Genomic DNA, 18,466 nt, shown 5'->3' with positions numbered 1-18,466 from the left:
GCCGATCGCGGGAGCTTGTTGCTTGGGTTCCCGTAGGGCGCCAGCCCCGGGTTCCGGCCTTCAGCCGGCCACGATGGGCTTGCGGCCCGGGGCGCTGCGTGCGCCGCGGCCGCGAGCGTCGTAAGTGGACAGGGCGCCTCCGGCTGCGCCCATACTACGCAGGGCGTCCAGCGATTGCTGCGTGTAGCGCAGGTGCACGTCGATCAGTGCGCCGTTGCGCATATTGATTTCATTGGCGGATGCCGATTTGCTCAGCAGGGCCTGCCAGACGCCGGACAGCTGCGGATGCAGTACAGCTGCTTGTTCGGTGCCGGTATGGCCAGCGGGCAAACCGATTTCGGCAAGCAAGGAGTCGCGGACCTGGCTCAGATCCACCAGCTTGCGGGCAATGTCCCCCTTGCGTTCCGTGATTTCCTGCAGCGTGCCGACGCTTCCCAGGCCCACCAGCACCTCGGTCTCTTCTTCCAGGATGGAAGAGAACTCGGTGATCAGGGCGTCTTCCTGACGCATGCAGGATTGCAGGGAATCGACAGTGCTCATGGTCATGCTGCTCGGATCGGAATGTTGCGGGGTTACTTCAGCAGGTCGCGGGCGCTGGCGATCAGGCTGTCGGCGATGCGGCCGGTGTCGATCTTGAGCTGACCCGAGGCGATTGCCGCACGAATGGCGGCAACACGTTCGACGTTGATGTCATTGGAGCCGTCCTGCAGCGCGAGCATCTTGCGTGATGCCGAGCTCAGCGCCACCTGCGAGCTGCTGGAGCCGCTGGCGCTGCCGGCGCCATAAGCCTGAGCAACCGCGGCGTCAGCGCGAGGCGCTACGGCGTCGGCCGATAGGGGGCGGTTGGTGGTGGAATTGATCTTCAAGATTATCTCCGCAGGGCGTCCTGGGTCGGTTGTGCGACGGATTCGCCTACTTATGCCTCTGTAACGACAGGTCCGGTCGGAACTTTAGGGGAGAGCGGCGCAAGGGTGCAATACGACATGTAACAGCGGTTACAGCTGTATTTCCACGAGGCTGGCATTACGCACCACGCCGCTGACGACCTGACCGCCCGCCGTCCGTACTTGCACGGTGGCGCCGGGCGCCGCATTCTCGAGCGCCTGGCCTTCGCTGCTGACCACAAAGCCATTGCCGCGCGCATTGATGCGGACATTGGCGCCGCGTACGACGGATTGCGCATTGCGCAGCGAGGATCCCCTTACCGGTTGTCCCGCATTGATTCTGTGTGCCGCCGTCATGCCGACCACCATTTGCGGATCGGTTACCGCGCCCGGAGGCAAGGCGACCAGGTCGCCGTCACGGGGCGTCAGATCATCAGGCGTCAGGGCCTGGCCAGCGGCGATCATGCGGGTCGCGACATAGTAGTAGCCCGGCACGCTCACGGTCGCCTGTACGTAGGTCGTCCAGGGTCTGGGGGCGTTGCATCGCACGCCCACCGTCATGCGCGAGCGCAGTTTCATGCCTGAGGGCATAAATGGGGACATGGCGTCGCAAGGTGCCAGGCGCTCGACCCGGGGCGGGTCGATGGCGATCGACGGCTGTCCGGGCAAGCCGGCCAACTGGTCGAGCAGGTAAGTCTGCGCGGCCAGGGCGATTGCCTCTGGAGCTTGGGTGGCAGCTTCCTGCCCCTGTGCGGCAGCCAGGGGCAGCAACAGGGCTGTCAGGCAGGCTGCGCGCGCACGGAGTCGTCTAGCGGAGATTTTCATGATGGGTGAATTGTAGGAGTCTGCTCCATTCGGCAATACGTGAATTGGATGAGAAATAACGGGTTATTTGGCTGTTTGGGTTTAGCCCCCGGCCCCTATGATGCCGTCATCCAATGGGATAACGGTCTGTCCGGCGTCCCTTGCTTTCCGAATTGCAACGCACCAAGGCACCACGATGCTAGACAGGCTTAACGAAGATTTCCGGTTCTTCCAGCAGTCCCTGGGACTGCGCGCGCAACGCCAGGAAGTGCTGTCGTCGAACATCGCCAACGCCGACACCCCCAACTACAAGGCGCGAGACTTCGATTTCAAGACGGCCATGGCTACCGCCATGGAAGGCAGCAAGCGCCTGCCCGATACCTCGCTCACCTTGACCTCCACCCGCCACATCCCGGCCAAGGCCGTGTCGCAGGGGCCGACGGAGCTCCTCTATCGCCTGCCTTACCAGCCCAGCCTGGACGGCAACACGGTGGATATGGATATCGAGCGCGTGCAATTCGCGGATAACACCCTGCATTACCAAAGCACGATGCAGATGCTGTCTGGCCGCATCCGGACCATGATGGCCGCAATTCAGGACTGATTTTCTAAACGGAGCGGCAGGCAATGTCCTTGTTGAGCATTTTTGATATCGCCGGTTCGGCGCTCAGCGCGCAATCGCAGCGCATGAACGTGGCGGCCAGCAACATGGCCAACGCCGACAGCGTGGTCGGCCCCGACGGCCAGCCCTATCGCGCCCGCCAGGTCGTGTTCCAGGTGAATCCGCCGGTCGGACAGGCCCCCGGCCAGGAGATCGGTGGTGTGCGCGTGGCTGGCGTGATTGAAGACCAATCGCCTTTGAAGCAGGTCTACGACCCGCAGCATCCGCTGGCCGATGCCCAGGGCTACGTCAGCATGCCCAACGTCGATCCCGTCGCCGAAACGGTGAACATGATCGCGGCGTCGCGTTCATACCAGGCGAATGTCGAAGTGCTCAACACCGCCAAGGCGTTGATGCAAAAGACGCTGACCATCGGCCAGTCCTAATTTCCCGAGCTCGTGAATCCATGACCACTATCGATCAATCGACCAGCAAGACTGGCCTGGGCCTGGCCCAGACCGGCGCAAACAGCAGCAGCACGGCGCAAGGCCTTCAGGACCAGTTCCTGAAACTGCTGGTGACTCAGCTACAGAACCAGGATCCCCTGAACCCGATGCAGAACGCCGAGCTGACCTCGCAGCTGGCGCAGATCTCCACGGTCGAAGGCATCACCAACCTGAAGAACACGATGCTCGCCATCAGCGGGCAGATCGATGTGTCCCAGTCGATGAACGCCGTCTCCATGATTGGCAAGGGTGTCCTCATTCCGGGTTCGAAGATCAAGGTCGGGGTGGACGCCGACGATCCCGCGGCGCGCGTGGTCACTCCCTACGGCCTGGATCTGCAGGGCGATGCGCAGAAGGTCCAGATCCGCATTTCCGACGCAAACGGCGCGGTTGTGCGCACGATTGAAACGGTGGATCAGAAGACGGGCGTTTACACGCTGGATTGGGACGGCAAGAACGACAACGGAGTCGCGCTGGAGCCGGGCGCCTACACCGTCTCGGTGCTGGCCACCGACGCCGATGGCAAGAAGGTGAACGCGGAAGTATTGAGCTACGGCATGGTCAAGAGCGTGGCCTACTCGACCGACGGCCTGCGACTGGATCTGGGCCTGGAAGGCCAGACCAGCATGCTGGACGTGCGCAAGGTGATCGGCGCCTGAGGCGGGCGTACGCAATGTATCGGTGCCGGCGCAGGCGCGGCGGCTTCCCTAGTTAAAGATTAGCGAGAAAAAACATGGGTTTCGGACAAGGATTGAGCGGCTTGAATGCCGCGGCGCAGAACCTCGACGTCATCGGCAACAACATCGCCAACTCCGGCACCGTCGGCTTCAAGTCGTCGACCGCTTCGTTCGCCGACGTCTACGCCAGCTCGCGCGTGGGCCTGGGCGTGAAAGTAGCCGCCATCAGCCAGCGTTTCTCCGTGGGTACGGTGAATGGTGGAGGCGGCGAATACGACATCGCGATCGACGGCGCCAAGGGCATGTTCCGCGTCACTGACCAGAGCGGTGCCGTGATGTACACCCGTAATGGCGAGTTCCTGGTCGACAAGAACAATTTCATCGTCAACGCGCAGGGCTATCGCCTGACGGGCTATCCGGCCGGCGCGATCGGCGCGAACCCGGTTGAGTTGCAACTGCCGATGGCCAACGTGGCGCCCCAGGCGACTTCTTCGGGGACCACCGTGGCTAACCTGGATGCTAACGCCAAGGTCGTTTATTTGACAGATACGCAGACGGCTGATCCCGTGCCGGGGACGGTCACTATGGGCGGTGTGGCGTATGAATTTAGTCGCAATGGCGCGGGTCAGGCGATGCTCGTCAATCTGACGACGGGCCAGCCGCCGGCACCCGGAGTCATTACCGAAGGTGGCAATAGCATTACCGTGGGTGCTGGCGGTGTTGTGACCGCCGGTGATCTGTCGAAGATGCCTGGTTACAAGGACTATACGGCTGCCGTCATCGAGCCGGGTCGGCCGTTTGACCCCAAGTTGAGTACGACCTATACGAATGCTTCGCCCATGACTGTGTTCGACTCGCTGGGTAATTCCCACCAGGTCATGCAGTACTTCGTGAAGCGTCCGGCCGACGCTGCGGGAAACAGTGCCTATGATGTGTACTACACGATTGATGGCGAACCCATGCGTCCCAGCAGCGTCGATGCCGCAGGTACGTGGTCCACAACGGCTCAGTTTACGTTTAACAAAGCGGGCACGCTGACCAGCGCTCCTGTTGTGACACTTGAATTCGACAATCCCGGTGGTACCACCACCCCGGCCGATCCCATCAGTATCGCGATGAACTACACCGGCACTACGCAGTACGGCAGCGCATACAAGTTGGTGGCGAAGCCCGACGGCTATAGCTCTGGCGAGTTCAGCGGCATCAATATTGGCGGTGACGGCAGCCTGGTGGCCAGCTATACCAATGGCCAGACCCAGGTCGTGGGCACCATCGTGTTGGCGGACTTCTCCAACCTGCAGGGCCTGCAACCCGTGGGCAACAACGCCTGGACCGAAACCTCGGCCTCGGGCCAGCCCATCCTGGGGCAGCCGGGCAGCAACGGCATGTCGAAGGTCGTTGGCCAGGCGACGGAGGCGTCCAACGTCGACATGAGCAAGGAGCTGGTCAATATGATCATCGCCCAGCGCACCTATCAGGCCAATTCGCAGACCATCAAGACCCAGGACGAAATCATGCAAGTCCTGATGAACCTGAAATAGGGGTGAACCCACCCCCGAAGCGCCCTTGGCGCTTCCCCCTCGAGGGGGCGCGCTGGCGGACCGGCGAAGCCGGATCCGCGGCGCCTCGCTCCTGTGGGAGCGTTGGCTTGGGTGCATTGGGTGCATGTTCGACGACGATGGCGACAGGATAGGAAATGGATCGGATTATCTACACCGCGATGAACGGCGCGGCACGCATCACGGAGCATCAGGCCGCGTTGAGCAACAACATGGCCAACGTGAACACGCCGGGCTTTCGCGAGCAGATCGCGTTGTACCGCTCGGTACCGGTCACGGACGGAGTGAGTCTGCCCACGCGTGTTTCGACGGTGGCGTCCACGCCTCGCAACAGCTTCCAGATGGGCAATATGCAGACCACGGGCCGGGATCTGGACGTGGCGCTGTCCAGCGAACGCGGCTGGATCGCCGTTCAGACTCCGCAAGGCGAGGCGTACACACGGGCGGGCAGCCTGCAGGTCGGGATCAATGGCCTGCTGCAGACGTCGCTGGGCCAGCCGGTGCTGTCGGATCAAGGCGGTCCCATCGATGTGCCGGATCAAGCCGCGCTGACGATCACGTCGGATGGCACCATTACCGCCATCGGTGCCGGAGATGCGCCGAACAACATCCTGAACCTGGGCCGGATCAAGCTGGCCAGCCCGCCCAACGAGCAACTGGTGCATGGCGACGACGGTGTATTCCGCCTGGCGCCGGTCAATGGCCAGCCGGCGCCTCCGGCCCCTGCTGACCCCGGCCTGCGGCTGTTGTCGGGTGTGTTGGAGAGCAGCAATACCAATCCGATGGCGGCGATGGTCGGCATGATCGCCAACGCGCGCCGCTTCGAGCAGCAGATGCAGGTGATCCAGCAGTCGGACCGCAATGCCGAACGCGCCAACGGCATCCTGTCGGTAAGCGCCTGATACGGCAACTGAACCTAGATCAATTTTTCGCGCGCGGCCGGGCCGCGCCACCAGGAGTATTTCATCATGATGCGTTCGCTGTGGATCGCCAAGACAGGTCTGGAGGGGCAGCAAACCTCCATGGACGTGATTTCGAACAACTTGGCCAACGTTTCCACCAACGGCTTCAAGCGTGGCCGGGCCGTGTTCCAGGACCTGATGTATCAGACGCTGCGCCAGCCTGGCGCGCAGGTGGGTGATGCCACCCAACTGCCGTCCGGCCTGCAACTTGGTACCGGCGCACGTGTTGCCGCCACCGAACGGATCCACACCACGGGCAACCTGAACAACACCGGCAGCGAGATGGACATCGCCATCAACGGCCGCGGTTTCCTGCAGGTCGAGCTGCCGGATGGTACCCAGGCATACACGCGCGATGGCGCGTTGCAGCGCGACCAGAACGGCCAGTTGACGACGGTCAGCGGCTACGTGATCCAGCCGCCCATGAACATCCCCGACAACGCGCTGACCATCACGATCGGCAAGGACGGCATGGTCTCGGTGACGCAGCCGGGCGCCGCCGGCATTAACGTGCAGATCGGCCAATTGCAGATCGCCACGTTCATCAACCCGACGGGCCTGCAGAGCGTAGGCGAAAACCTGTATCTGGAAACCGACGCTTCCGGTCCTGCGAACCTGCTCCAGCCGGGCGTGGACGGCGCGGGCTCCATCATGCAGAACTATGTGGAAACCTCCAACGTCAACGTCGCGGAAGAGCTGGTCAACATGATCACGACTCAACGCGCGTACGAAATGAACAGCAAGGCCGTCAAGACTTCGGACGAAATGCTGGCCCGCCTGACCCAACTGTGATGTCCATGTCTGTCCTGCGCCTGGTATCGAGTACGGCACTGGCTTTGCTGGTGGCCGGTTGCGCCATGATCCCGCCCGAGCCCATCGTGACCGGGCCGACCACGGCTGCGCCGCCGCCTCCGCCCACGCCCATGGCGCAGCCCACGGGCTCAATCTATCAGCCGACCACCTACGGCAACTATCCGTTGTTCGAGGACCGCCGTCCGCGCAACGTGGGAGACATCGTCACCATCGTCCTGAACGAGAAGACGAACGCCTCGAAGAACGTCGCAACGAACACCAATCGCAGCGGCAGCGCCAGTCTGGGCATCGCTGCGGCGCCGTCCTTCATGGACAGCTGGGCCAACGCCAACCTGAACACCGACGCCAAAGGCGGCAATGTGTCCCAGGGCAAGGGCGACAGCACCGCAAACAACGCCTTCACTGGCACCATCACCACCACGGTGGTAGGGGTGATGTCCAACGGCAATCTGCAGGTCGCGGGCGAAAAGCAGATAGCCATCAACCGAGGCAGCGAGTTCGTGCGCTTTTCCGGGGTGGTGGATCCGCGCTCGATCACCGGCACGAATACCGTGTCGTCGACGCAGGTGGCCGACGCGCGCATCGAATACCGCAGCAAAGGCGTCATGGACGAAGTCCAGACCATGGGCTGGCTGCAACGCTTCTTCCTGATCGCTTCGCCCTTCTGAAATGAAACACTCCGCTTTCCTCTTTCGTATGTTGGCACGCGTCTGCGTCGCCGCCAGCCTGCTGGGCGCCGCCGGGGCTGCTCAGGCCGAGCGGCTCAAGGACCTGGCATCGATCCAGGGCGTGCGGGGCAACCAACTGATCGGCTATGGGCTGGTCGTCGGCCTGGACGGTAGCGGCGACCAAGTGCGCCAGACGCCGTTCACGCAGCAAAGCTTGACCAATATGCTGTCGCAACTGGGTATCACGGTGCCGGCGGGCAGCAATATGCAGCTGAAGAACGTGGCGGCCGTCATGGTCACCACCACCTTGCCGGCATTCGCTCGCCCGGGCCAGACGCTGGACGTGGTCGTGTCTTCCATGGGCAACGCCAAGAGCCTGCGCGGCGGCACGCTGCTGATGACGCCGCTCAAGGGGGCCGACAGCCAGGTGTACGCCATCGCCCAGGGCAATATTCTGGTGGGCGGTGCAGGCGCTTCGGCCGGCGGTTCCAGTGTGCAGATCAACCAGTTGAACGGCGGTCGCATCAGTGCGGGCGCCATCGTGGAGCGCGGTGTGCCCACGACGTTCTCGCGCGATGGCTACATTTATGTGGAACTGAACAACACGGATTTCGGCACCGCGCAGAATGTCGTCGCGGCGCTGAATCGCAAGTTTGGCCAAGGCACCGCGACCGCGTTGGACGGCCGGGTGGTGCAGGTGCGCACGCCCATGGAACAGGCCTCGCAGGCGCGCTTCCTGTCGCAAGTGGAAGACCTGCAGGTGGCGCGTGCGCCCACGGTGGCCAAGGTCATCATCAATGCGCGCACCGGATCGGTGGTCATGAATCGCACGGTCATGATCGAAGAAGCGGCCGTGGCGCACGGCAACCTTTCGGTCATCATCAACCGCCAGAACCAGGTGTCGCAGCCTGACACGCCTTTCACGGAAGGGCAGACGGTGGTGGTGCCCAATACCCAGATCGAGGTGCGCCAGGATAACGGGTCTTTGCAGCGGGTGAGTACCAGCGCCAATCTGGCCGATGTGGTCAAGGGCCTGAACGCCCTGGGTGCGACGCCGCAGGATCTATTGGCGATCCTCCAGGCCATGAAGACCGCCGGCGCGTTGCGCGCCGAATTGGAAATCATCTGACGGCCATGGCGTACACCAATGATGCGGCGCGGGGCGCCAGCCGCCAGGATTCGGTCTTTGACATGGGTCGCCTGTCGGATCTGAAACGCGACGTCAAGAAGGACCCCGAAGGTACCGAGCAGCAGAAGCAGGTGGCTAAGCAGTTCGAGGCCCTGTTCCTGCAGATGATGGTCAAGCGCATGCGCGAGGCCACGCCCAAAGAAGGGTTGTTCGATTCGCAACAGACGCAGATGCTGCAATCCATGGCGGACGAGCAACTTGCGCTGCATCTTGCATCGCCTGGCATTGGGCTGTCCGGCGCCATTTTGGCGCAGATGCAGCAAGGCAAGCCGGGCGATCTCGGGGCAGACACGGTCAAGCGTCTAGGCGAGGGCGCGGATCTTGATTTCCGTTCGGCCGGCTCGCGTGAAGTCTCTGCATTGTTGAACGTGATGCGCAATAACAGCGCCCAAAGCCGGGCTTTGGCCGCGGCGGAAGGCGCACCGGATCATGTCGTCGCGTTCGTATCCAAGATGTCGCGCGCTGCCAATCTGGCATCGCAACAAAGCGGCGTGCCCGCGCGCCTGATCATGGGCCAGGCGGCATTGGAATCGGGTTGGGGCAAACGCGAGATCAAACATGAGGACGGCAGCACCAGCTACAACCTGTTCGGCATCAAGGCTGGGGCCAGCTGGAAGGGCAGGGTCGTCAACGTCCTTACCACCGAGTACGAGGACGGTGTCGCGAAAAAGGTGACGCAACCGTTCCGGGCCTATGCATCCTATGAGGAATCCTTCGCCGACTATGCGCGCCTGATCGGCAACAGCCCGCGCTACGAAGCTGTCACGCAAGCCCGCAACGAGATCGAGGCGGCGCGCAGGATCCAGGACGCCGGCTATGCGACGGACCCCAAGTATGCGCAGAAACTGATCGGCGTCATGAGCCAATTGCGCGGGGCGGCGTCCAACGTGGAAATTTCTCGCCAGATGTTGGAAGGACTCTAAATTCGGACTATCTCCTGCCGTTAATGGAGTATCCAGGTATATCAGTTGCGGTTAAATACGGGGCATTGTCAGCATGAATATGTATAAATTGGCGCTGGGCGGGCTGAACGCCGCTCAGGCAGGGCTGGCCACCACCAGCCACAATATCAACAATGCCACCACGGTCGGTTACAACCGCCAGCGCGTCATGGTTTCCACGGCTGGCGCTCAGGCTACCAGCAACGGCTACATTGGTCGTGGCGTGCAGGTCGACACGGTCGTGCGCAGCTACGACAGTTTCCTGTACAAGCAACTGGTCGGTGCGCAAGGCAGCGGCGCTCAACTCCAGACGCAGTACGACCAGGTTTCGGCGATCAACAACCTGTTCGCGGATCGCACGGTGGGCATTGCCCCGGGCCTGACCAACTTCTTCACCAGCATGAATGCGGTGGCTAGCAAGCCCGCCGACCCCGCAGCGCGCCAGGATCTGCTGGGCAAGGCCAACAGCCTTGCTACCCAGATTCGCTCCGCCTACACGGAAATGCAGAATCAGCGCATCGGCCTGAACACGCAGATCACCACGACGGTTGAGCAGGTCAACAGCTACCTGTCCCGGATCGACGACCTGAATCAGCAGATCTCGCTGGCAACGCGCAAGGCGGGTGGCAGCCCCCCGAACGATTTGCTTGATCAGCGCGACCAGGCGGTCATGGAGCTGAACCAGCTGGTAGGCATCACCACCTACGAGCAGGGCGACAAGATCAATATTTCGCTCGCCAACGGCGGCCAGGCGCTGCTGTCGGGCAATACCATCTATCCGCTGCAGGCAGTTGCGTCCGCCAAGGATGCTGGCCGCACGGCCATTGCCTATACGCTGCCCGCGGGTTCGGGCAAGACGGTCGCGGTGGAATTGAATGATGCGGAAGTCACTGGCGGTTCGCTGGGTGGCCTGTTGCAGTTCCGCTCCTCGTCGCTGGACGTGATGCAAAGCCAATTGGGCCAGATGGCCGTCGGTCTGGCGCTGTCTTTCAACGAGCAGCACAAGCAAGGCCTGGACCAGAACGGCAATCCGGGCACCGATTTCTTCGGCATCGGGTCGCCTCAAGGCGTGCCCAATGCCCAGAACAAGAGCAACGCGACGCTCACAGGCGAGTTCACGAACCTAAACAATATCAACGCCAAAGAATACGAAGTCTCGTTCGACGGCACGAACTACCGCGTGCTGCGCATGCCCGAAGGTTCGCAGGTCTATAACGGTCCGGCCACCGGGACGCCGGGCACCCTGAATCTTGATAGCGAAATGGGCGTGACCCTGACCATCAGCGCGCCGCCCCAGGCCGGCGACAAATGGTCGCTGGCGCCCACACGTGATGCTGCGCGCGACCTGACCGTGTTGATCAGCGATCCGTACAAGGTGGCGGCGGCCGATTTGGAAGGTGGCGACGCCAACGGCAAGAACGCGCTCAAGCTGGCGCAGCTGCAGAACAGCAAGGTGCTGGGCAACGGCACGATGAGCGTGAACGACATGTTCGGGCAGGTAGTAAACACGGTAGGCGTTCAGACGCAGCAACTCAAGTCCGCGGCCACCGCGCAGGCCAATCTGATCACGCAGAAACTGGCAGCCCAGCAGGCCGTTTCGGGCGTCAACCTGAACGAAGAGTACGTCAGCTTGTCGCTGTACCAGGAGCAGTACCAGGCCAGCGCCCGCATCATTGATGTGGCCAGCACCATGTTCGACACGCTGCTGGGCCTGCGCGGCTGATCGGATTATTGAATCGTGACCAATAAAGAAAATATCGGAGCTTCACCATGCGCCTGAGCACCTCAATGATGTACTCGAACGGCCTGAAAGGCGTTCTCTCTCAGGAATCCGACATGAACCGCCTGGTCGAACAGGTCGGCAGCGGGCGCAAGAACCTGAGCCCGGCGGACGACCCCTTGGCGGCGGCGCAAGCTATCAGCGTGGCGCAGACGCAGAGCATGAACAGCACGTATGGCATGAATCGCCAGACGGCCAATACGAATCTGGGCCAGGAAAGCAATACGCTGACCGCAGTGACGAATGCCTTGCAGGAAGCGCGGACCCGCATCGTCCAAGCTGGCGGGGTGTTGTCTGACAGCGACCGCCAGACACTATCCACGGCACTGAAGAGTACGCGCGATGCATTGCTGGGTCTGGCAAACACGACCGACGGCAATGGCCAGTATCTGTTCTCGGGCAATGACGGCAGCGTGATGCCGTATTCCAAGGATGCATCAGGCAAGATCATCTATAGCAATTCCGTCGGCGAACGTACCATCCAGGTTGATCAGAGCCGGCAGCTTTCGACGAGCGATTTGGGGAAGGATATCTTCGGCCGCGCCAACCCGGGTTCGCAGGCATTTGTTACCTCTGCTGGCAGCGGCAACACCGGAACAGCCGAATTCGGCTCGGCATCCGTGACCCCGGGCTCGACTAACACGGGTAAGAAATTCGCGGTGCAGTTTGAAACCGATGCGACCACCGGAGCGATCGGATATCGAGTTACTACCACGAATCCTGATGGTTCCAGTGCGACCGTACCGGCTGCCGGAGCGCCAGCAACGGCTTATGCCGATGGCGCCACGATCGATTTGGGCAGCGGCGTATCAGTGGCCATCAAGGGAGCTCCTCAAGGCGGCGACGTGATCAATGTTGAGAGCGTTCAGAACATCGATATGGATGTGTTCGCCACGCTGGACAATGTTATCGCTGCCTTAGAAGCCCCCAGCAGTGGCGATCCGGTGGCGACTGCAAAATTGAATAATGCTCTCGCCACCGCCAACAAAAAGTTGGCGAACACCTACGACAACGTGCTGACGGTGCAAGCCTCGGTCGGCGCCCGCATGAACGAATTGGACGCCTTGGACGCTACCGGTACGCAAAAGGGGCTGTCGTATTCCAAGTCGCTGTCGGATCTGGAAGATCTGGATTACTACCAGGGCGCCAGCCAGCTTGCGCTGCGCCAGGTTGCGTTGCAAGCGGCTTCGGCAGCTTTCATGACCATTCAGGGATCGAGTCTTTTCAGCCGTAAGTAGTCGTTCGGCAAGTTCAAAAACGCGCCATTGGGTGCGGATAGTTGCGCCGTTGCGGACGCTGCTGGCCAGGAGCCGGGGCGTCCGTGTGTGCGTGCAGGGTAGGAAATAGTCGTTTCATATCGCTTAACGTTCAGGTATTCCATGCTTGTCAACTTGAAAGTCCGCACCTGTCTAGTCTTGGTGTTGCTGCTCTTTACGGGCGCCATGTTCATATCCAACGGTGTTGCATGGATGGGGCTGAACTCGAGCAATGAAAAGCTGGAACGGGTCAACGATGCCTACTCCACGCAAGCATCGCAGTTGAACCGCGCCTATATCCTGTTCCTGCGCGGCCGCTTGCTATTGGCGACGTCTCTGATGGACCTGCAGCAAGGAAAGACCGAACAGGCGACCTCGCAGGCCAAACGCGCTGAAGGCTTGATGCAGGAAGGCGCCAAGGCCCTGGACGCATACCGCAAAGCTCCGCGTCTGGAAGGGTCCGAGGCGTTGAACCAAAAGCTGGAAGGCGCCTACAAACAGTTCGACGACGTAGTCCGGCGTCAGGCAGCGGCCTTGTCGACCATGGCCGTACAGGAATACCTGGATCTGAACGATGCTGGCAGCGCTGCAAATACGGCGCTGCGTGAGGCCGTAGGCGGCGTGCTCGCGCACATAGATTCCAGCACTGACGAACTGGTCGTGCAGGCCGAAGCGGCCCACGGCGTTTCACGCACCGTCACCATCGTGATGCTGGCGATCGCCCTGGCCCTGGCGCTCGGGTGCTGGCTTTTCATCAGCCGGACCGTGCTGCGGCCGCTGCGTGAAGCGGGGGATCACTTTGAGAAAATTGCCGGCGGCGATTTCACTGGTCGCATCGAGGTACGTAGCACCAACGAAATCGGTCAATTGTTTGGCGCGATCAAACGCATGCAGGAAAGCCTGACTCGCACTGTGGCGCTGGTGCGCCGTGGCGTGGACGAGATCAATGTGGGCTCGCGCGAGATATCCGCGGGCAACACCGATTTGTCCAGCCGCACCGAGCAGCAGGCTGCTTCGTTGGAAGAAACTGCTGCGTCGATGGAGCAGTTGGCCTCGACGGTGAAGCAGAATGCCGACAACGCCCGCCAGGCCAACCAGTTGGCGGCCAGCGCGTCGGATGTGGCCGAGCGCGGTGGTTCGGCGGTGTCGGAAGTGGTGAGCACCATGCAGGAAATATCTGCCAGCTCGCGCAAGATTTCCGAGATCGTGTCGGTCATCGATGGCATTGCCTTCCAGACCAACATCCTGGCGCTCAATGCCGCGGTGGAAGCGGCGCGCGCGGGCGAGCAGGGCAAGGGCTTTGCGGTGGTGGCGGGCGAGGTCCGCTCGCTGGCACAGCGCAGCGCCCAGGCGGCCAAGGAAATCAAGGGGCTGATCGAGGATTCCGTCACCAAGGTGGGCGCGGGTTCGCAACAGGTCGAGCGCGCTGGCGCAACCATGCAGGAAATCGTGGCCTCGGTGAAGCGGGTGACGGACATCATGGGCGAGATCTCGGCCGCGTCCGAGGAGCAGTCCAGCGGCATTGATCAGGTCAACCGTGCCGTGTCGCAGATGGATGAAGTGACGCAGCAGAACGCGGCGCTGGTGGAAGAGGCGGCCGCGGCTGCTGGTTCCCTGCAGGAGCAGGCGCAACGCCTGGCGGAGGCCGTCTCCGTATTCAAGATCAATGCGGGCGAAGTCATCGAGGTTTCGGCGCAGCAACTGGCGGCCCAACGCAGCGCACCGCGTATGCCGGCCCCGTCTGCCACGGCGGCTGGCCAAGCGCCAGCCGAAGCCGCGAAGCCGGAATCGCCGAAGCCGGCGGAATCCGCTGCACAGGCAGCGCCCGCCCCACGCCTGACGCAAGTTGCCCGCCCCAAACCCGCGGCGGCAGCGGCGACCACGGTTCGTCCGCTACGCCGGTCGGCCAGCCGACCCGCTCGCGCCACGGACGCCGCACCTGCGGCACCGCCGGCGAGCCGACGGTCACCGCCGTCGGACGACGATTGGGAGTCTTTCTGACGGAGTGATCCGTCAGCGCAGCACAGCAGTAAAGCTACCCCTATTTACGGCTTGGCCACATGAATACCGCCAGGACGACTACCGGAAAAAATAGAAATGTTTAGCAATCTGAAGGTGCGCACGGGCTTGATGCTCGCTCAGTTGGCTGTGGCGCTGGCGGCGCTTGTCGCCATCGTCCTCGGGTGGAACAGCATGCGGTCCAATGCCGAGGCGATCAACGCTTTGGACACTCTGAGCGTCCAGCAGGCCACCCTGATCAAGGACGCGTATACGCAGATGCTGCGCGCCACCATACGCGCTGACATTGCCGCTGCGCAACGCGCCACTGGTGACGCCAGCGGCGCCAGCGAGAACACGCGCACGGTGCAGCAACTGGTTGCCGACGCCAAGAAGAAGATGGAAACCTTCAAGGCCATTCCGAAGACCACGGCGCTGGGCAAGACCACGGAAGGCGACCTTATTTCGTCTTTCAATGGCTTTGCCGATGCGCTGCAAGCCATGATGTCCGCGCTGGACAAGGGCGATTCGGCTGCCTACCTGGACCTGAAGAACACGCGGGCCGGTGCCGCAAGCGGTGCATTTTCCAAACAACTGACCGAGTTCGCACAGGGTATTACCTCCTATAGCGAAGAGATGGTGTCGTCTGCCCGTTCGCAGGCGGCCACAATGGCGGTCGTATATGCCGTGCTGGCGGTGGTGATCGTCGCGGTGTGGCTGGCAGCGTTCCTGTTCATGAATCGCGTGGTCCTGCGTCCCTTGCGCGCGGTCAGCGAGAGTTTCGACAAGATTGCCGGCGGCGACCTGACCGTCCGCGTCGAGGTGAGCTCCACCAACGAAATCGGCACGCTGATGGCGGCGGTCAAACGCATGCAGGAAAGCCTGACGCGCACCGTATCGGCGGTGCGTCGCGGCGTGGACGAAATCAACGTGGGCTCGCGCGAGATCTCTGCGGGCAACACGGATTTGTCCAGCCGCACGGAAGAGCAAGCGGCTTCGCTGGAAGAGACGGCGGCATCGATGGAACAGCTGGCCTCCACGGTAAAGCAGAATGCCGACAACGCCCGCCAGGCCAATCAGCTGGCGGCCAGCGCGTCGGACGTGGCCGAGCGTGGCGGTTCGGCAGTGTCCGAAGTGGTCGATACGATGCAGGAGATATCGGCCAGCTCGCGCAAGATTTCCGAGATTGTCTCGGTCATCGACGGCATTGCATTCCAGACCAACATCCTGGCGCTCAATGCCGCGGTGGAAGCGGCGCGCGCGGGTGAGCAGGGCAAGGGTTTTGCGGTGGTGGCGGGCGAAGTTCGCTCGCTGGCGCAGCGCAGCGCGCAGGCGGCCAAGGAAATCAAGGGCCTGATCGAGGACTCCGTTGCCAAGGTCGGGGCGGGCTCGCAGCAGGTCGAGCGTGCCGGGGCCACCATGCAGGAGATCGTGGCATCGGTGAAGCGCGTGACGGACATCATGGGCGAGATTTCGGCTGCGTCCGAAGAGCAGTCCAGCGGCATCGATCAGGTCAACCGTGCCGTGTCGCAGATGGACGAGGTAACACAGCAGAACGCGGCGTTGGTGGAAGAAGCGGCTGCGGCTGCCGGCTCCCTGCAGGAACAGGCGGAACGCCTGGCCGAAGCGGTGGCGGTGTTCAAGATCAACGCGGGTGAAGTGATCGAAGTCCCCGCACATCAACTTGCTGGCCGGCGCCCCGCGCCGCGCGTGGCCGCTCCGATGGCTCCGGCGACGCCCGCCGCGCAGCCGGAAGCGCCCTCTGCGGATGCAAAGGCCGCGCCCGCCGTACGTTTGACGCACTCCACGCGTGCCAAGCCGGCATCGGCCGAAGGCGCGACCGCGGCAAGACCGCTGCGCCGTCCTGCGGTGCGTGCCGCGGCCACGCCGGAGATCAAGCCTGCCGCGGCATCCAGCCGCAGGGCTGCGCCCTCGGATGACGATTGGGAATCTTTCTGACACCGGCCTGGCCGGTAAATGGGTAGGGTATGCGAGGTTATATACATCTTCTGGCTGCGGCCGCGATTGCGGTGCTTTTGGCCGCCTGCACGGCGGCGGGGCACAACTTCGACCCGGACAAGCTGTCGACGCTGACTCCGGGGCAGACGACGCTGGAAGAGGCTTCGCGCGCGCTCACCGCGCCGCCCGACAAACTCTATAAGCAGACCGACGGCACGACCCTCGCGCTCTGGGCCTACAAAATCACTTTCGTCGCCGACGGCTTGTACAGCCGCAAGGAAGCGCTGTTGCAGTTCGGCCAGGACGGCCGTCTGCTGCGCCTCGTCGATAGCACCAATATCTTGCTGGAACCCTGGGAACGCCAGAAGCTGCTGGGACCCGCGCCTGCTCCTGACATGCGTCAGGAGTGGGTGCCGCCCGCAGCGGCGCCCGAGGTGCAGACCATCTACATTCCGGGTCCGGGTGAACCGACCGGGTTGCAGCCTCAGGGCAAGTAAGGCCCTGTAGTCCAGCGGGGAGCATCGCGGCGCGCGCCGCGATGTACGTCGCCCGGAGTGCATGCCCTGTGTAACAAGGCATGTCCACCGGGTGGTTTTTCATTTGGTCAAAGTAGTTCCTGAGGGATGGGGAAATAATATGGAAGCGAGTCTCGAATCCGGTGCGAAATCCGGCAAGGTCGGCAAGAAGAAGGCCGCGCGCGCGCCCAAGGTAAAGCGCAAGCTGCGGTTGCGCGATGCCCGCGTCGGCACGATGCTGCTGTGGGTCATGGCGTTTTTTGCGGTATTGATCGCGGCGGTTGGCGGCCTGGCCGCATATTTCCTGCAGAGCAATTATGAGTCGATCCGCGAGGTCAATGCGCTGACCGAGCGTTCCAAGCAGGTCGAGGTGATCAATAGCGACATGCTGCGCGCGCGCGTTGCGTTGATGGTTGCGGCGCGCCACCTGCAGGAATCCGGCTGGGGCAGCGGGGAGAACTCGGCCCGGGATGCGGCCGCGGCACTGAAGGGGGCAACCGACCTGCTGACCGGGGTGCGTAGCCGCTTCGCCGATTTCCAGAAGAACATGCTGCAGGACGACACGGGCCGCCAGCTGTCGATGAACCTGGTGCGCCGCTATCGCTCGTACATCGATGATGGCGTGGACACTATGGTCGAGGCGTTGCGCAGCGAAGACTATTCCACCTTCTACATGGTGAACAACGAGTACGGCACGCCGCGAAGCGCCGCATTCATCGAAGCGATCAGTGAGTTCGGCAAGTACATCGGCGATCAACAGCAAGCCACGATTGACGAAGCTGAAGCCAATTTCAACCTCGCCATGGTGGCGGTGGGCGTCGCTGTCGGCCTGGCGGTGTTGTTGATGATTCTTGCCCGTCTGGTGTTTGGTCGTCTGGTGGTGCGCCCCTTGGTGGAGGCTGGCCAGCATTTCGACAAGATTGCCGCCGGAGACCTGACCAGCCGCGTTGAAGTGCGTTCGCACAACGAAATCGGTCAGCTCTTTGCCGCTCTCAAGCGCATGCAGGAGAGCCTGACGCGCACCGTATCGGCGGTGCGTCGCGGCGTGGACGAGATCACCGTCGGTTCGAGCGAGATTTCCGCAGGCAATACGGACCTGTCCAGCCGTACCGAAGAGCAGGCCGCCTCGTTGGAAGAAACCGCGGCGTCGATGGAAGAGCTGGCTTCCACGGTGAAGCAGAATGCCGACAATGCCCGCCAGGCCAATCAACTGGCCGCCAGCGCCTCGGACGTGGCGGAGCGTGGCGGCTCGGCAGTGTCGGAAGTGGTAAGCACGATGCAAGGCATTTCCGCCAGCTCGCGCAAGATTTCCGAGATCGTGTCGGTCATCGATGGCATTGCCTTCCAGACCAAC

The 18,466-nt window shown here is 62.4% G+C and carries 18 protein-coding genes; 15 read left to right on the top strand and 3 right to left on the bottom strand.

Translation table 11 applies throughout. The features are described 5' to 3' along the window. Nucleotides 1-60: 60 nt before the first annotated feature. The 3 genes from VCS63_RS22015 to flgA all read right to left on the bottom strand — a co-directional run bounded on the left by VCS63_RS22015 (nucleotide 61) and on the right by flgA (nucleotide 1,709). Nucleotides 61-540 carry a flagella synthesis protein FlgN gene (locus VCS63_RS22015; protein ID WP_042796978.1) on the bottom strand — a complete coding sequence of 160 codons (480 nt, stop codon included), beginning with the start codon at nucleotides 538-540 and terminating at the stop codon, nucleotides 61-63. Nucleotides 541-572: 32 nt separating this feature from the next. Next, nucleotides 573-866 carry a flagellar biosynthesis anti-sigma factor FlgM gene (flgM, locus tag VCS63_RS22010; RefSeq protein WP_042793276.1) on the bottom strand — a complete coding sequence of 98 codons (294 nt, stop codon included), beginning with the start codon at nucleotides 864-866 and terminating at the stop codon, nucleotides 573-575. A gap of 129 nt (nucleotides 867-995) precedes the next feature. Continuing rightward, nucleotides 996-1,709, bottom strand: a complete 714-nt coding sequence (flgA, locus tag VCS63_RS22005) for a flagellar basal body P-ring formation chaperone FlgA (RefSeq protein ID WP_063642538.1) — start codon at nucleotides 1,707-1,709, stop codon at nucleotides 996-998. A gap of 175 nt (nucleotides 1,710-1,884) precedes the next feature. Here flgA and flgB point away from each other — a divergent pair, with 175 nt between their 5' ends. The 15 genes from flgB to VCS63_RS21930 form a co-directional block, all read left to right on the top strand. Then, nucleotides 1,885-2,292, top strand: coding sequence for a flagellar basal body rod protein FlgB (gene flgB / locus VCS63_RS22000; protein ID WP_042793278.1), 408 nt, complete (start codon nucleotides 1,885-1,887; stop codon nucleotides 2,290-2,292). Nucleotides 2,293-2,315: 23 nt separating this feature from the next. After that, complete coding sequence (gene flgC / locus VCS63_RS21995; protein WP_063642537.1) at nucleotides 2,316-2,735, top strand: flagellar basal body rod protein FlgC; 420 nt, start codon at nucleotides 2,316-2,318, stop codon at nucleotides 2,733-2,735. A gap of 20 nt (nucleotides 2,736-2,755) precedes the next feature. Beyond that, the gene (locus VCS63_RS21990; RefSeq protein ID WP_042793279.1) at nucleotides 2,756-3,454 is read left to right on the top strand and encodes a flagellar hook capping FlgD N-terminal domain-containing protein; all 699 of its coding nucleotides are present in this window, start codon (nucleotides 2,756-2,758) and stop codon (nucleotides 3,452-3,454) included. Nucleotides 3,455-3,528: 74 nt separating this feature from the next. Next, entirely contained in the window at nucleotides 3,529-5,013 is a 1,485-nt protein-coding gene (locus VCS63_RS21985; protein ID WP_238913853.1) for a flagellar hook-basal body complex protein, read from the top strand. Nucleotides 5,014-5,168: 155 nt separating this feature from the next. After that, nucleotides 5,169-5,933, top strand: coding sequence for a flagellar basal body rod protein FlgF (locus VCS63_RS21980; RefSeq protein ID WP_323881028.1), 765 nt, complete (start codon nucleotides 5,169-5,171; stop codon nucleotides 5,931-5,933). Between the two features lie 66 nt (nucleotides 5,934-5,999). Then, nucleotides 6,000-6,785 carry a flagellar basal-body rod protein FlgG gene (gene flgG / locus VCS63_RS21975; protein WP_042793282.1) on the top strand — a complete coding sequence of 262 codons (786 nt, stop codon included), beginning with the start codon at nucleotides 6,000-6,002 and terminating at the stop codon, nucleotides 6,783-6,785. After that, a complete protein-coding gene (locus VCS63_RS21970) occupies nucleotides 6,785-7,474 on the top strand; it encodes a flagellar basal body L-ring protein FlgH (protein WP_063642534.1) in 690 nt (229 codons plus the stop codon). The genes flgG and VCS63_RS21970 overlap by 1 nt, the downstream gene beginning before the upstream one ends. A 1-nt stretch (nucleotide 7,475) precedes the next feature. Then, complete coding sequence (locus VCS63_RS21965; RefSeq protein ID WP_063642533.1) at nucleotides 7,476-8,603, top strand: flagellar basal body P-ring protein FlgI; 1,128 nt, start codon at nucleotides 7,476-7,478, stop codon at nucleotides 8,601-8,603. Between the two features lie 5 nt (nucleotides 8,604-8,608). Then, nucleotides 8,609-9,586 carry a flagellar assembly peptidoglycan hydrolase FlgJ gene (gene flgJ, locus VCS63_RS21960; RefSeq protein WP_076813044.1) on the top strand — a complete coding sequence of 326 codons (978 nt, stop codon included), beginning with the start codon at nucleotides 8,609-8,611 and terminating at the stop codon, nucleotides 9,584-9,586. A gap of 73 nt (nucleotides 9,587-9,659) precedes the next feature. After that, on the top strand, nucleotides 9,660-11,327 hold the full coding sequence (gene flgK / locus VCS63_RS21955) for a flagellar hook-associated protein FlgK (protein ID WP_323881027.1): 1,668 nt from the start codon (nucleotides 9,660-9,662) through the stop codon (nucleotides 11,325-11,327). Nucleotides 11,328-11,374: 47 nt separating this feature from the next. Next, a complete protein-coding gene (gene flgL / locus VCS63_RS21950) occupies nucleotides 11,375-12,622 on the top strand; it encodes a flagellar hook-associated protein FlgL (RefSeq protein ID WP_175198918.1) in 1,248 nt (415 codons plus the stop codon). A gap of 141 nt (nucleotides 12,623-12,763) precedes the next feature. Beyond that, on the top strand, nucleotides 12,764-14,641 hold the full coding sequence (locus VCS63_RS21945; protein WP_308022015.1) for a methyl-accepting chemotaxis protein: 1,878 nt from the start codon (nucleotides 12,764-12,766) through the stop codon (nucleotides 14,639-14,641). Between the two features lie 96 nt (nucleotides 14,642-14,737). After that, on the top strand, nucleotides 14,738-16,597 hold the full coding sequence (locus tag VCS63_RS21940) for a methyl-accepting chemotaxis protein (protein WP_308022016.1): 1,860 nt from the start codon (nucleotides 14,738-14,740) through the stop codon (nucleotides 16,595-16,597). A 29-nt stretch (nucleotides 16,598-16,626) separates the two neighbouring features. Then, on the top strand, nucleotides 16,627-17,094 hold the full coding sequence (locus VCS63_RS21935) for a hypothetical protein (protein ID WP_042793290.1): 468 nt from the start codon (nucleotides 16,627-16,629) through the stop codon (nucleotides 17,092-17,094). Between the two features lie 139 nt (nucleotides 17,095-17,233). Then, nucleotides 17,234-18,466: Tar ligand binding domain-containing protein (locus VCS63_RS21930; protein ID WP_323881026.1), on the top strand; the 1,233-nt coding region annotated here is incomplete at its 3' end.

The sequence above is a fragment of the Achromobacter sp. D10 genome, from assembly GCF_035282245.1.
GTDB lineage: Bacteria > Pseudomonadota > Gammaproteobacteria > Burkholderiales > Burkholderiaceae_B > Achromobacter > Achromobacter insolitus.
The sequence above is the reverse complement of the archived record's forward strand: the minus strand, read 5'-3'. Positions and strand labels throughout refer to the sequence as shown.

Bases quoted from the DNA above. Each gene is read 5' to 3' on its own strand.
- flgA (WP_063642538.1), bottom strand. From the start codon at position 1,709: ATGAAAATCTCCGCTAGACGACTCCGTGCGCGCGCAGCCTGCCTGACA.
- flgJ (WP_076813044.1), top strand. From the start codon at position 8,609: ATGGCGTACACCAATGATGCGGCGCGGGGCGCCAGCCGCCAGGATTCG.
- VCS63_RS21990 (WP_042793279.1), top strand. From the start codon at position 2,756: ATGACCACTATCGATCAATCGACCAGCAAGACTGGCCTGGGCCTGGCC.
- flgB (WP_042793278.1), top strand. From the start codon at position 1,885: ATGCTAGACAGGCTTAACGAAGATTTCCGGTTCTTCCAGCAGTCCCTG.
- VCS63_RS21940 (WP_308022016.1), top strand. From the start codon at position 14,738: ATGTTTAGCAATCTGAAGGTGCGCACGGGCTTGATGCTCGCTCAGTTG.
- flgC (WP_063642537.1), top strand. From the start codon at position 2,316: ATGTCCTTGTTGAGCATTTTTGATATCGCCGGTTCGGCGCTCAGCGCG.
- VCS63_RS21935 (WP_042793290.1), top strand. From the start codon at position 16,627: ATGCGAGGTTATATACATCTTCTGGCTGCGGCCGCGATTGCGGTGCTT.
- VCS63_RS21970 (WP_063642534.1), top strand. From the start codon at position 6,785: ATGTCCATGTCTGTCCTGCGCCTGGTATCGAGTACGGCACTGGCTTTG.
- VCS63_RS21980 (WP_323881028.1), top strand. From the start codon at position 5,169: ATGGATCGGATTATCTACACCGCGATGAACGGCGCGGCACGCATCACG.
- flgL (WP_175198918.1), top strand. From the start codon at position 11,375: ATGCGCCTGAGCACCTCAATGATGTACTCGAACGGCCTGAAAGGCGTT.
- VCS63_RS21965 (WP_063642533.1), top strand. From the start codon at position 7,476: ATGAAACACTCCGCTTTCCTCTTTCGTATGTTGGCACGCGTCTGCGTC.
- flgK (WP_323881027.1), top strand. From the start codon at position 9,660: ATGAATATGTATAAATTGGCGCTGGGCGGGCTGAACGCCGCTCAGGCA.
- flgG (WP_042793282.1), top strand. From the start codon at position 6,000: ATGATGCGTTCGCTGTGGATCGCCAAGACAGGTCTGGAGGGGCAGCAA.
- VCS63_RS21945 (WP_308022015.1), top strand. From the start codon at position 12,764: ATGCTTGTCAACTTGAAAGTCCGCACCTGTCTAGTCTTGGTGTTGCTG.
- VCS63_RS21985 (WP_238913853.1), top strand. From the start codon at position 3,529: ATGGGTTTCGGACAAGGATTGAGCGGCTTGAATGCCGCGGCGCAGAAC.
- VCS63_RS22015 (WP_042796978.1), bottom strand. From the start codon at position 540: ATGAGCACTGTCGATTCCCTGCAATCCTGCATGCGTCAGGAAGACGCC.